Genomic DNA, 12,781 nt, shown 5'->3' on the forward strand with positions numbered 1-12,781 from the left:
ACAGCAAGTTTTCAGATTTCTTAAAATTAGGGACGCAAAACGCCATGCTACTACCTTGGCTAATACTTCTCCCCTTTATCGGCGGCCTGCTGTGCTGGCAGCTCGAGCGCTTTGTCACCCGCGTGCCGCGCTGGATCGCACTGATATCGATGGGGTTAACGCTGGTGCTGTCGCTGCTGCTTTGGTCGCAGGGCGGGTACTCTTTAACGGCGCAGGCTGATGTGCCGCTCTGGCAGTCTGAATACAACGTGTCGTGGATTCCGCGCTTCGGTATCGGTATCCACCTGGCTCTGGATGGGTTGTCGCTGCTGATGGTGGTGCTGACCGGTCTGCTGGGGGGGTTGGCAATCCTCTGTTCGTGGAATGAAATTCAGCGTTATCAGGGGTTCTTCCACCTGAACCTGCTGTGGATCATGGGCGGTGTGATTGGCGTGTTCCTGGCAATTGATATGTTCCTGTTCTTCTTCTTCTGGGAGATGATGCTGGTGCCGATGTATTTCCTCATCGCACTGTGGGGACACAAAGGTTCCGACGGGAAAACGCGTATTACTGCGGCCACCAAGTTCTTCATCTACACCCAGGCCAGCGGTCTGATCATGCTGATTGCCATTCTGGCGCTGGTGTTTGTGCATCACGATGCCACCGGGGTGTGGACCTTTAACTACACCGATTTGTTGAAAACCCCGATGTCGCGCGGCGTGGAATACATGCTGATGCTGGGCTTCTTTATCGCCTTTGCCGTGAAAATGCCTGTGGTGCCGCTGCACGGCTGGTTGCCGGATGCGCACAGTCAGGCTCCTACGGCGGGTTCTGTTGACCTGGCGGGTATCTTGCTGAAAACCGCGGCCTACGGCCTTCTGCGTTTCAGCCTGCCGCTGTTCCCCAATGCATCCCATGAATTTGCTCCCATCGCGATGTGGCTAGGCGTTATCGGTATCTTCTACGGCGCCTGGATGGCGTTTATGCAGACCGATATCAAGCGCCTGATTGCCTACACTTCGGTGTCACATATGGGCTTTGTAATGATCGCCATCTACTCCGGTAGCCACCTGGCGTATCAGGGGGCGGTCATTCAAATGATTGCGCACGGGCTTTCTGCGGCCGGTCTGTTTATTCTTTGCGGCCAGCTTTACGAACGCCTGCATACGCGCGATCTGCGCCAGATGGGCGGCCTGTGGGCGCGTATTCGTTTCTTGCCTGCATTGTCGCTGTTTTTTGCGGTGGCGACCTTGGGTATGCCTGGCACCGGCAACTTCGTCGGCGAGTTTATGATTCTGTTCGGTAGCTACCCTGTGGTGCCGGTGATCACCGTGATTTCGACGTTTGGTTTGGTGTTCGCCTCCGTCTACTCGCTGGTGATGATGCAACGCGCATACTACGGCACGCCAAAATCCGAGGAAAAACTGCCGGGGCTGTCCACCCGTGAATTGTCGATGGTGATGTTGCTGGTGGTATTGCTGGTGCTGCTCGGGTTGTTCCCGCAGACCATCCTGAATACGTCTGATGCGGCAATGGCTAATATCCAGCATTGGTTTATGTCATTAGTGACTGATTCAACACTTTCAACGACAAGGCCGTAATTCGCCATGACAATAACTCTTCAACACCTGGTCGCGCTTCTGCCGCTGTTAATCGTCGGTTTGACCGCCGTGGTTGTGATGCTGTGCATTGCGTGGCGACGCAACCATTTCTTCAATGCCACTGTCACGGTGATCGGTCTTAACATCGCGTTGTTCTCGCTGATTTTGGTGGGTAACGCCGGTCCGATGGACGTGACACCGCTGCTGCGGGTAGACGGTTTCTCGATGTTCTACAACGCGTTAGTGCTGCTCGCCAGCCTGGCAACCTGCACGTTCGCTTACCCGTGGCTAGAAGGCTATCCAGATAACCGCGACGAGTTTTATCTGCTGGTGGCGATTGCTGCATTGGGCGGGGTTCTGCTGGCAAGTGCTAACCATTTGGCGTCGCTGTTCATCGGCATTGAACTTATTTCACTGCCGCTATTCGGTCTGGTGAGCTATGCGTTTCGTCAGCGTCGCTCGCTGGAAGCGGGCATCAAATACATGCTGCTTTCTGCTGCCGCCTCGTCCTTCCTGCTGTTTGGGATGGCGCTGGTGTATGCCGATTCGGGTAGCCTGAGCTTTGCCAGCCTGGGTGCGCGTATGGCGGATCGCACGCTGCATGAGCCGCTGCTGCTGGCCGGCCTCGGTATGATGATTGTCGGTTTGGGGTTCAAACTCTCGTTGGTGCCGTTCCACCTCTGGACGACGGATGTGTATCAAGGTGCCCCGGCGCCAGTGTCGACCTTCCTGGCGACCGCCAGCAAGATCGCCATTTTTGGTGCAGTCATGCGTCTTTTCCTCTATGCACCGATGGTTGACAGTGACTCGGTTAGAACCGCACTGGGTGTGATCGCGTTTGCCTCCATCCTGTTTGGTAACCTGATGGCGGTTGCGCAAAGCAATATTAAACGTCTGCTCGGTTACTCTTCCATCGCTCACCTCGGTTACCTGCTGGTGGCACTGATTGCCGTGCAAACTCACCAGTTGGCATTGGAAACGGTCGGTGTCTATCTGGCGGGTTATCTGTTCAGCAGCCTGGGGGCCTTCGGGGTTGTCAGTCTGATGTCCAGCCCGTACCGTGGACCGGACGCGGATTCCCTGTTCTCTTATCGCGGGCTGTTTTGGCATAAACCGATTCTGTCTGCGGTCATGACGGTGATGATGCTCTCTCTGGCCGGTATCCCGATGACGCTGGGCTTCTTCGGAAAATTCTATGTGCTGGCCGTGGGCGTTGATGCCAAGCTGTGGTGGCTGACGGGTGCGGTGGTGGTGGGGAGTGCTATAGGTCTTTACTACTATTTGCGTGTCATGGTTAGCCTGTATCTGACCGCACCGCAAGAACGTCAGCGTGATACGCCCAATAACTGGGCGCTGACCGCTGGCGGCGTGGTGGTGCTGATTTCCGCCATCGCGGTACTGCTGCTGGGCCTGTATCCACAGCCGCTGATTTCACTGGTGCAGATGGCGCAGCCGCTGATGTAATGCACTAAATAACTGTTCCGAATAGTAGATCACCTGAAGGGAACTCAGTCCGAGTTGAGCGATCTGAGCAATCGATAAAGATCCCAAATCATCAACCGGACTGAGCGATGTCGAGCATAGCACCGATACCCCGTAACGAACGACGCCTGATGAAGAAAACTCTCCATAAAACGCGTGACAAGAATCACGCCCGCAGGCTGACCGCCATCCTGATGTTGCACCGGGGCGAGCGCGTGAGCGATGTCGCCAGAATGCTTTGCTGCGCCCGTTCGTCAATCGGCAGATGGATTAACTGGCTCACCCTGTACGGCATTGAAGGCCTCAAATCTCTGCGGCCCGGTCGTGGCCGTCGCTGGCCGTTTGAACAGATCTGCGCACTGTTAATCCAGCTCGTAAAGCGTTCCCCTCATGATTTTGGCTATCAGCGTTCGCGCTGGAGCACGGAACTGCTAGCGATAAAAATCAATGAGATAACCGGTTGCCAGTTGCATGCTTCCACGGTGCGCCGTTGGCGGCCTTCTGCCGGTCTGGTGTGGCGACGCGCAGCTCCTACGCTGCGTATCCGCGACCCGCATAAGGAAGAAAAAATGGAGGCCATCGCGATGGCGCTGGAACAATGCAGCGCGGAACATCCCGTCTTTTACGAAGACGAAGTGGATATTCATCTGAATCCCAAAATTGGCGGGGACTGGCAGGTTCGCGGGAAGCAGAAACGCATCGTGACGCCGGGCCAGAACGAGAAATATTATCTGGCGGGTGCATTACACAGCGGGACGGGAAAAGTCAGCGATGTTGGAGGAAACAGTAAAAGTTCGTGTTTTTTTATCAGAATGTTAGAGCATCTGAGAGCAACGTACAGACGGGCAAAAACGCTCACGCTGATAGTTGATAACTACATTATTCACAAAAGCCGGGAGACGCAGCGCTGGCTGGAAGAAAACCCGAAATTCAGGGTTATTTATCAGCCGGTGTACTCACCATGGGTAAATCATGTAGAGCGGTTATGGCAGGCGTTGCATGAAACCATTACCCGCAATCATCAGTGCTGTTCAATGTGGCAGTGACTGAACAAGGTTCGCCGCTTCATGGAAACCGTCAGCCCGTTTCCCAGTGGAAAACATGGACAGGCAAAAGTGTAGCTGTATTAGGTGTATTAGCTCAGACCTGATCTGACAGTTACCGGTTATTTATACAGGTGTCTGTCAGATTAAATCTGGTTCAGATTTTTTTCTGCCCAGACTCGTTTACCATCAAGTAACGTGGCCATTGGCGTACGCCCGCAGCACATTTTACCCTGATGAGTTCGCTCATTATTGTAATGCCACAACCAGTTGTCCAGATCCTTTTGTAGACTTTCTAGGTCCTCGTATAACGTCTTACGGAACGCAACCTGATAAAAATCCTGCAAAATAGTTTTATGGAAGCGCTCGCAGATACCGTTTGTCTGCGGAGACATCGCTTTCGTTTTCGTATGGTCTATATCGTTGATAGCCAAGTACAGCTGATAGTCATGTTGTTCCACTTTACCGCAGTATTCCGTCCCCCTGTCCGTCAGTATTCTTAGCATTGGCAGCCCCTGAGCTTCGTAGAACGGCAGCACGCGATCATTGAGCAGGTCGGCGGCAGAGATCGGTGCTTTACTCGTGTAAAGCTTGCAGTGCGCCACTTTCGAGTACGTATCCACGAACGTCTGCTGGTAGATACGGCCAACACCTTTCAGATTACCCACGTAGAAGGTGTCCTGCGACCCCAGATAACCCGGGTGAGCAGTCTCTATTTCACCACAGGCTTCGTCGTCGTGCGCCTTCTTCTCCAGTGCAGCGATTTGAGCATCAGTAAGTACGATGCCTTCTCTGGCAACTTTTTCCTCAAGTGCCTTCAGGCGCTTACGAAAGTTTTCCAGATCGTGTCGTTGCCAGATGGAGCGCACACCGCTGCCAGAAATGAAGACGCCTTTTTTACGCAGCTCATTACTGGTCCGGTGCTGGCCATGAGCTGGGAACTCAATGGCGTAATCAACAACCGCACGTTCAGTGGCTTCATCAGCACGGTTTTTCAGGTTGGGAACCCGGCGGTTTTGGTTAACCAGAGCGTCAATGCCGCCTTCTGCCGCCAGTTCCTGATAGCGATAAAACGTGTCGCGTGACACACCCATGATTTTACAGGCTTTTGATACGTTACCGAGTTCTTCGGCGAGATTGAGCAGGCCGGCTTTGTGTTTGATGATGGGATTGTTAGTATGAAGCATGAGAGTTACCTCGTGTTTTGTATAAGTGCATATTCGCATCGTGATCGATCAGTGATTCGCATGACAATCGATCACGATTTCGCATCTAAGGTCGATCACTGATTCGCGTCGTATCGATCACTCCGGGACTTAACTCTTCTAACCTCCTCTCCGTTCGCAGTTTCTACTGAAATGGAGATAACGATGGCCAGAAAGAGAAAAAGCAGGAGTCCCATGGAGACTTGTCTTCAGATCTTCAAACTCAAATTTGAGTGCAACCAGTCTAATCGCACCATCGCCGCTGCTCTTAGGGTCAGCCCTTCCACAGTTTATGAGGTGCTCTCCCGTTTTACCGCCGCATCGCTGTCGTGGCCATTGCCTGATGCGCTCTTGCCAGAAAAACTGGAAAAGATGCTGTTCCCCACCCGCAGAATGCGCACCTCGGAGCTTATCGCGCCAGACTGGCTGTATATCGATACCGAGCTAAGACGGCCAGGGGTTACCAGGCAGCTGTTGTGGATAGAATACAGCACCGAAACCGGAGAAATGGCGCTGGGCTACTCTCAGTTCTGCCGTTGTTATCGCCAATGGAAGAAATGCCAGAAACGCTCGATGCGCCAGACCCACCGTGCCGGTGAGAAGCTGTTCATCGACTTCTGCGGGCCCACGGTGCCGGTATCCGACCCCGATACGGGAAATGTGCGCCGGGTCGCCATCTTCGTCGCTGTCATGGGAGCGTCAAATTATACCTATGCAGAAGCCTGCCCCGGTCAGGACATGATGAGCTGGCTGAATGCTAACAGCCACTGCCTGACCTTCCTCGGCGGCGTTCCAGCCCTGCTGGTACCCGATAATCTGCGTAGCGCGGTGAGCAAAGCAGATCGCTACGAGCCGGTCATCAACGACAGCTATCAGTCTTTGGCCTCGCATTACAGCACGGTAGTGATGCCAGCCAGACCCTACAAACCGAAAGACAAGGCCAAAGTGGAAAACGGCGTCCTGCTGGTCGAAAGGTGGCTCCTGGCGCGAATACGCAATGAAACCTTCCATACGATGCATGCGCTCAACGTCAGGCTCAGTGAGCTGATGACCGAGCTGAATAACCGGCCAATGAAAGGTTATGGGGGCCAGAGCCGAGCGCAGCGCTTTGCGCTGCTCGATGCGCCGTGCCTGCAGCCGTTGCCAGCCATGCCCTATGAATACACCGAATACCGTGCGGTGAAGGTCGCTCCTGACTATCACGTCGAATACGACCGCCACTGGTACTCCGTTCCCCATGAGCTGGTTGGTGAAAGGCTGTCGGTAAAAGCGGGTCAGACGTTGGTCCAGGTCTGGCATAAGGGCCGCTGCGTGGCTCAGCACCCTCGCAGCGATCGGCAGTACAGCCACAGCACGAATCCGGCACACATGCCGGTCAATCACCGCGGGCACAGCAGCTGGACACCTGAAAAGCTGCTGGATAATGCCGCGAGAACCGGCAAGGCGACCCGGCAGGTGGTGGAAGCGATGCTAAACGCGAAGAATCATCCTGAGCAGGCTTATCGGGCTGTTCTCGGCCTACTGTCGCTCCAGAAAAAATACGGTGCCGAACGGCTGGAAAAAGCCTGTGACAAGGCCTGTGGGCTGAACCATCCGGAAAGGCGTTTTATCGAGAATCTGCTGCGTCACAACAGGGAGGGCATCGGAGAAACAGTTAAAGGAAATAGAGAGTTACAGCTTCCACTGGAGCACGAGAATCTGCGTGGTCCAAAATATTACCACTGAAAAAGGGAGTCGTTATGACTGATGACCTGCTAACCAAACTTAGAACGCTGAAGCTGTCGGCAATGGCCGATGGCATGATACGCCAGCGTGAGGCACCTGGTACATACAATGAGCTGGGGTTCGCAGAACGCCTGGGGTTACTTGTCGAAGAAGAGCTACTGAATCGTGAAAACAGCCGTGTTGGGCGGTTGAGAAAGCAGGCACGGTTGCGCCACGGTGCAACCCCTGAGGGTATGTACTATCCGGTCTCCCGAGGGTTAAAGGCCGAACAGATGCGCGAGCTTCTGAACGGGCATTACATCACCCACAGCAAGAATATCCTGATAACAGGGCCAACTGGCAGCGGAAAAAGCTGGGTAGGTTGTGCCCTGGGCGAGCAGGCGTGCCGGCAAAAGAGAAGCGTTCAATACTGGCGCATGGGTCGGCTGCTGGATCAGCTTGAGCAGGGCCGACTGGACGGCAGCTGGCTTAAGCAACTGAAACAGCTTCAAAAAATAGAGTTTCTTATCTTGGACGACCTTGGTCTTGAAGTTATCACAACGCGGCAATGCAATGACTTGCTGGAAATAACGGAAGAGCGATATGGGCAAACCAGCACGATCCTTATCAGCCAGTTGCCGGTGGAGCAATGGTACGGAGTGATGGAAAACCCGACGGCGGCAGATGCCTTCCTGGATCGGCTGATCCACAACTCTCACAGAGTGGAGCTTCAGGGAGAATCATTAAGGAAAAATAGCCTGGCAGTGGAAAGCGCAGAAGAAACACGCTAAAACGATAAAAAAGTTAGGTTCCCGGGTGATCGATTACGATGCGAAAACGTGATCGACCTTAGATGCGAATCGATGATCGATCGCATGCGAATACGCAGCAGAAGGGCAAATTCAGTGATTTTGCCGCCATGAAAGGCAAGCGCATCGGGATGGAAAACGGTACCACGCACCAGAAGTACATGAATGACAAGCATCCGGAAGTACAGACAGTCTCCTACGACAGCTATCAAAATGCGGTGCTGGATTTGAAAAACGGACGCATCGACGGCGTTTTCGGTGATACGGCGGTGGTCAATGAGTGGATCAAGAACAACCCGGAACTGGCAACCGTTGGCGAACATGTCACTGACGCGGAATACTTCGGCACCGGTCTCGGTATCGCCGTTCGTCCTGATGACAAAGCACTGCTGGCAAAATTGAACGGCGCACTGGAAGCCATCAAAGCAGACGGTACCTATAAAGCCATCAACGACAAATGGTTCCCACAATAAGTCAGAGTCTGCTCAACAAGCGCCCTCGGGCGCTTGTTTTGTCTCTTTTTCCTGAGCATTACCCACGCCGCAATAGCGTTAGCACCTCATAGTGCGCGGTATGCGGGAACATATCGAACAGTTGCACCTGGACAATCCGGTATCCCGGCAACAGACTGGTATCACTTGCCATGGTCTGTAGTGGCACACTGATACTGGCCACCTGAGCGGAGGTGATATGCTCACCTCATCAACACGACAGGTGACCTCATGGGTAAACATTTTACGGCGGAATTTAAGCTCGAAGCCGCAAAGCTGGTTGTCGACCACGGCTACACATACGTTAAGGCCGCAGAGGCGGTTAATGTCAGCCATTCTGCCATTAGTCGCTGGGTCAATAAGCTTCGCCTTGAACGACAGGGAAAAACGCCAACGGGACTTCCTCTTACCCCTGAACAGCTCGAGCTGCGTGAGATGAAGAAAAAAGTCCAATGCCTTGAAATGGAGAACGAAATCCTAAAAAAGGCTACGGCGCTCTTAATGTCGGACTCACTCAACGGTTCACGGTAGTCGACAGGCTGAGGGCGCGATACCCGGTCACGGCGTTGTGCCAAACTTTTGAGGTACATCGCAGCAGCTACAGGCACTGGCAGGCTTCCGCTAATGAACCCGACGGTGAGCGCGTGGTTAAGTGTAGCCGCGTCATGGAAGCCTGGAACGCCAGCGGCGGCTCTGCCGGCGCTCGAAGTATCGCGACCATCGTCACCGGCAGCTCCGGTGTCAAAATGGGGCGCTGGCTGGCTGGCAAGCTGATGAAGGAGCTGGGTATCGCCAGCTGCCAGCGACCGGCTCACAAATACAAACGCGGCGGCAATGAACACGTTGAAATACCGAACTATCTCAACCGCCAGTTCGCGGTTACCGCGCCGGATCAGGTCTGGTGCGGCGATGTGACCTACATCTGGACGGGCAAATGCTGGGCTTACCTTGCGGTGGTGCTAGACCTGTTCGCCCGCAAACCGGTGGGCTGGGCCATGTCGACGTCGCCGGACTCGGCGCTGACAGTTAAAGCGTTGCAGATGGCCTGGGAACTCCGGGGACAACCAACAGGAGTCATGTTCCACAGCGACCAGGGCAGCCACTATACCAGCCGTCAATACCGGCAAGCCCTGTGGCGCTGCCGGATAAAGCAGAGTATGAGTCGGCGGGGTAACTGCTGGGATAATGCGCCAATGGAGCGGTTCTTCCGCAGCCTGAAGACAGAATGGGTGCCGACAAAGGGTTACAACAGCTTCAGCGAAGCCCAGGACGCGATTATCCGCTACATCACGGGGTATTACAGCGCTATCCGGCCTCACTGGTATAACGGCGGCTTAACTCCAAACGAATCTGAGCGACTGTTCTACATACAGTCTAATGCGGTGGCCAATATTAGTTGACCACTACAATATGAATGCGAATTGATTAAAACCCCGTCAATTCACCTGTACACTCTAGTGAAATCGAAAAGAGCGTCAAGCCATCCCATTGAGGCAGCACAGAGCAGTTTGTCAAAGTTTGATGCAGGTAACGCAATTGATGATTTTCATGCAGGGTTGTTGCTTCAATACGTGTGCTGTTACCGATGACATCACCGGACGATTTCTTGCTTCTTGGCAACACAGCGCGCGTGCAGGTGATAAAATAAAGAGTAAATGGCTGATGTGGGACACTCAGCTTGGTGTCGCATTAATGAAGATGGATGAATAATGAGTAACCGCAGTGTGGGGATTGAAAATAGGTGGGGGCAGGTTACCCACGTTGATGCAACGTCGGAGATTCGTATGGAGAGCCGTCCCTGGACTCATTCTGACAGCGTTCTGCTGGAAAAACAGCAGCAAAAACTGCAACCGCCATCGATGTATAACGTGATTTTAAACAATGATGATTACACCCCGATGGAATTTGTTATTGACGTTCTGCAAAAGTTCTTTTCTTATGATATTGAACGCGCAACGCAACTTATGCTGACGGTTCACTACGAAGGGAAGGCTGTCTGTGGTGTTTTCAGTGCCGATGTGGCTGAAACCAAGACGGTGCAAGTTAATCGCTATGCAAGGGAAAATGAGCACCCGTTGCTCTGTACGCTAGAAAGGGCCTGATATCAGGTAATTTATTGTGGGGAGGCGCCTATGCTTAATCAAGAACTGGAACTCAGTCTCAACATGGCTTTCGCCAGAGCGCGTGAGTGCCGCCACGAGTTTATGACCGTGGAGCATTTGCTACTGGCGTTGCTCAGCAACCCGGCAGCGCGCGAAGCGTTGGAAGCATGCTCGGTGGATTTGGCTGCACTTCGCCAGGAGCTGGAAACGTTCATCGAACAGACCACCCCGACGTTACCGCAAAATAATGAAGAACGTGAAACGCAACCGACGCTGAGTTTTCAGCGCGTATTGCAACGTGCCGTGTTCCACGTTCAGTCTTCTGGCCGCAGTGAAGTCTCTGGTGCCAACGTGCTGGTGGCTATCTTTAGCGAGCAGGAATCGCAGGCGGCTTATCTGCTGCGTAGGCATGATGTGAGTCGGCTTGATGTGGTGAACTTCATTTCCCACGGCACGCGCAAAAAAGAGCCTGGTCAGGCACCAAGCTCGGAAAACCCTGTCAACGAAGAGCCGGTAGGTGGGGAGGATCGCATGGAAAACTTCACCACTAACCTCAATCAATTGGCTCGCGTTGGCGGTATCGATCCCCTAATTGGGCGTGAGAAAGAGCTGGAGCGCACCATTCAGGTGCTGTGCCGTCGGCGTAAGAACAATCCGCTGCTGGTCGGCGAATCTGGCGTAGGGAAAACGGCCATTGCGGAAGGTCTAGCCTGGCGCATTGTTCAAGGCGATGTGCCGGAAATGATGGCCGGTTGCACGCTCTATTCTCTTGATATCGGTTCGCTGCTGGCGGGTACCAAGTATCGTGGCGATTTTGAAAAACGTTTCAAAGCGCTGCTCAAGCAACTGGAACAGGATCAAAGCAGTATCCTGTTTATTGATGAAATCCACACCATTATCGGTGCGGGAGCGGCTTCAGGTGGACAGGTCGATGCGGCTAATTTGATTAAACCGCTACTCTCCAGTGGCAAGATTCGGGTTATCGGTTCTACCACGTACCAGGAATTCAGCACTATCTTTGAAAAAGACCGTGCTTTGGCGCGTCGTTTCCAAAAAATCGATATTACTGAGCCAAGCGTCGAAGAGACCGTACAAATCATTAATGGGCTCAAACCGAAATATGAAGCTCACCATGATGTGCGTTACACGGCTAAAGCCGTGCGTGCCGCTGTTGAACTGTCGGTCAAATACATCAACGATCGCCACCTGCCGGATAAAGCTATCGATGTGATCGATGAGGCTGGCGCACGCAGTAGTTTGCTGCCGGTCAGCAAACGCAAAAAAACGGTGAACGTTTCAGATATTGAATCGGTGGTGGCGCGCATCGCCCGTATCCCCGAAAAGACCGTTTCAGCCAGCGATCGCGATGTGCTGAAAAACCTGAGTGACCGCTTGAAGATGCTGGTGTTCGGTCAGGATAACGCTATCGAAGCGCTGAGTGAGGCTATCAAGATGAGCCGCGCCGGTTTGGGCAGTGAACGCAAGCCTGTCGGTTCTTTCCTGTTTGCCGGGCCGACCGGGGTTGGTAAAACGGAAGTCACCGTGCAACTGGCGAAAGCGATGGACATTGAGCTTCTGCGCTTTGATATGTCGGAATACATGGAGCGCCACACGGTGAGCCGCCTGATCGGTGCGCCTCCCGGCTACGTTGGTTTCGATCAGGGGGGATTGTTGACTGACGCGGTGATCAAACATCCGCATTCGGTGTTGCTGCTCGATGAAATTGAAAAAGCGCATCTGGATGTCTTTAACCTGCTGTTGCAGGTGATGGATAATGGTACGCTGACCGACAATAACGGTCGCAAGGCGGATTTCCGTAATGTAATTGTCGTCATGACCACCAATGCGGGCGTGCAAGAAACACAGCGCAAATCGATTGGCCTGATTCAGCAGGACAACAGCAGCGATGCGATGGAAGAGATTAAAAAGATCTTCACGCCGGAATTCCGCAACCGCCTGGATGGCATCATCTGGTTTAACTATCTGTCAACGCAGATCATTCAGCAGGTGGTGGATAAATTCGTCGTGGAACTGCAAGCGCAGTTGGACGCCAAGGGCGTGTCGTTGGAAGTCAGCGAAGATGCGCGTAACTGGCTGGCGGATAAAGGCTATGACAAGGCGATGGGCGCGCGGCCAATGGTGCGTGTTATTCAGGAAAACCTCAAAAAACCGTTGGCAAACGAACTGCTGTTTGGCTCGTTGGTGAATGGAGGCTCCGTGAAGGTGGAACTGGATAGCGCGACGAAAGCACTAACTTACAGCTTCCACAGTGCGCAAAAGCTGAAAGCGGAAGGGACTGTACACTAAGTGTGTCATTGAGCAGTAAAAGAAAAAGCAGTGCGAAAGCACTGCTTTTTTTGTCTTG

9 protein-coding genes and 3 pseudogenes are annotated in these 12,781 nt (G+C 53.4%); 10 read left to right on the forward strand and 2 right to left on the reverse strand.

The annotated features are described in order from the left end of the window. Positions 1-44: 44 nt before the first annotated feature. From nuoM to ACWWJF_RS19440, 3 genes and pseudogenes are all read left to right on the forward strand, one after another. Positions 45-1,580: an NADH-quinone oxidoreductase subunit M gene (gene nuoM / locus ACWWJF_RS19430; RefSeq protein ID WP_455870348.1), complete on the forward strand. Its 1,536-nt coding sequence runs from the start codon at positions 45-47 to the stop codon at positions 1,578-1,580. Positions 1,581-1,586: 6 nt separating this feature from the next. After that, the gene (gene nuoN, locus ACWWJF_RS19435) at positions 1,587-3,044 is read left to right on the forward strand and encodes an NADH-quinone oxidoreductase subunit NuoN (RefSeq protein WP_455870349.1); all 1,458 of its coding nucleotides are present in this window, start codon (positions 1,587-1,589) and stop codon (positions 3,042-3,044) included. A 107-nt stretch (positions 3,045-3,151) separates the two neighbouring features. After that, positions 3,152-4,183 (forward strand): annotated as a pseudogene (locus tag ACWWJF_RS19440) (IS630 family transposase). A 68-nt stretch (positions 4,184-4,251) separates the two neighbouring features. Here ACWWJF_RS19440 and ACWWJF_RS19445 read toward each other — a convergent pair. Continuing rightward, positions 4,252-5,292: an IS481 family transposase gene (locus tag ACWWJF_RS19445; RefSeq protein WP_455868660.1), complete on the reverse strand. Its 1,041-nt coding sequence runs from the start codon at positions 5,290-5,292 to the stop codon at positions 4,252-4,254. A 213-nt stretch (positions 5,293-5,505) separates the two neighbouring features. Here ACWWJF_RS19445 and istA point away from each other — a divergent pair, with 213 nt between their 5' ends. From istA to ACWWJF_RS19460, 3 genes and pseudogenes are all read left to right on the forward strand, one after another. Then, a complete protein-coding gene (gene istA / locus ACWWJF_RS19450; protein ID WP_455868471.1) occupies positions 5,506-7,035 on the forward strand; it encodes an IS21 family transposase in 1,530 nt (509 codons plus the stop codon). Positions 7,036-7,049: 14 nt separating this feature from the next. After that, complete coding sequence (gene istB, locus ACWWJF_RS19455) at positions 7,050-7,805, forward strand: IS21-like element helper ATPase IstB (RefSeq protein ID WP_455868472.1); 756 nt, start codon at positions 7,050-7,052, stop codon at positions 7,803-7,805. A gap of 101 nt (positions 7,806-7,906) precedes the next feature. Next, a pseudogene (locus tag ACWWJF_RS19460) lies at positions 7,907-8,296 on the forward strand (transporter substrate-binding domain-containing protein); the annotation flags it as partial. A 58-nt stretch (positions 8,297-8,354) separates the two neighbouring features. On the opposite strand, the pseudogene rumB reads toward ACWWJF_RS19460, so the two are convergent. Next, positions 8,355-8,474 (reverse strand): annotated as a pseudogene (gene rumB, locus ACWWJF_RS19465) (23S rRNA (uracil(747)-C(5))-methyltransferase RlmC); the annotation flags it as partial. A 71-nt stretch (positions 8,475-8,545) separates the two neighbouring features. On the opposite strand from rumB, the gene ACWWJF_RS19470 reads away from it, so the two are divergent. The 4 genes from ACWWJF_RS19470 (at position 8,546) to clpA (ending at position 12,723) form a co-directional block, all read left to right on the forward strand. After that, positions 8,546-9,714, forward strand: a protein-coding gene (locus tag ACWWJF_RS19470) for an IS3 family transposase (protein ID WP_455868400.1) whose coding sequence is annotated in 2 segments (ribosomal slippage) — positions 8,546-8,801 and positions 8,801-9,714 — 1,170 coding nt in all. Because the reading frame shifts where the segments join, the coding sequence is not laid out codon by codon here. A 118-nt stretch (positions 9,715-9,832) separates the two neighbouring features. Beyond that, positions 9,833-10,024 carry a hypothetical protein gene (locus ACWWJF_RS19475; protein ID WP_430359721.1) on the forward strand — a complete coding sequence of 64 codons (192 nt, stop codon included), beginning with the start codon at positions 9,833-9,835 and terminating at the stop codon, positions 10,022-10,024. Between the two features lie 74 nt (positions 10,025-10,098). Beyond that, a complete protein-coding gene (clpS, locus tag ACWWJF_RS19480; RefSeq protein ID WP_196906873.1) occupies positions 10,099-10,416 on the forward strand; it encodes an ATP-dependent Clp protease adapter ClpS in 318 nt (105 codons plus the stop codon). A gap of 30 nt (positions 10,417-10,446) precedes the next feature. Then, positions 10,447-12,723, forward strand: a complete 2,277-nt coding sequence (clpA, locus tag ACWWJF_RS19485) for an ATP-dependent Clp protease ATP-binding subunit ClpA (RefSeq protein ID WP_455870350.1) — start codon at positions 10,447-10,449, stop codon at positions 12,721-12,723. Positions 12,724-12,781 lie beyond the last annotated feature (58 nt).

It is taken from the genome of Symbiopectobacterium sp. Eva_TO (genome assembly GCF_053848865.1).

What these genes read in the sequence shown, in the direction of transcription:
- istB (WP_455868472.1), top strand. Translation starts at nt 7,050, where the DNA reads ATGACTGATGACCTGCTAACCAAACTTAGAACGCTGAAGCTGTCGGCA.
- nuoM (WP_455870348.1), top strand. Translation starts at nt 45, where the DNA reads ATGCTACTACCTTGGCTAATACTTCTCCCCTTTATCGGCGGCCTGCTG.
- istA (WP_455868471.1), top strand. Translation starts at nt 5,506, where the DNA reads ATGGAGACTTGTCTTCAGATCTTCAAACTCAAATTTGAGTGCAACCAG.
- ACWWJF_RS19445 (WP_455868660.1), bottom strand. Translation starts at nt 5,292, where the DNA reads ATGCTTCATACTAACAATCCCATCATCAAACACAAAGCCGGCCTGCTC.
- clpS (WP_196906873.1), top strand. Translation starts at nt 10,099, where the DNA reads ATGGAGAGCCGTCCCTGGACTCATTCTGACAGCGTTCTGCTGGAAAAA.
- nuoN (WP_455870349.1), top strand. Translation starts at nt 1,587, where the DNA reads ATGACAATAACTCTTCAACACCTGGTCGCGCTTCTGCCGCTGTTAATC.
- clpA (WP_455870350.1), top strand. Translation starts at nt 10,447, where the DNA reads ATGCTTAATCAAGAACTGGAACTCAGTCTCAACATGGCTTTCGCCAGA.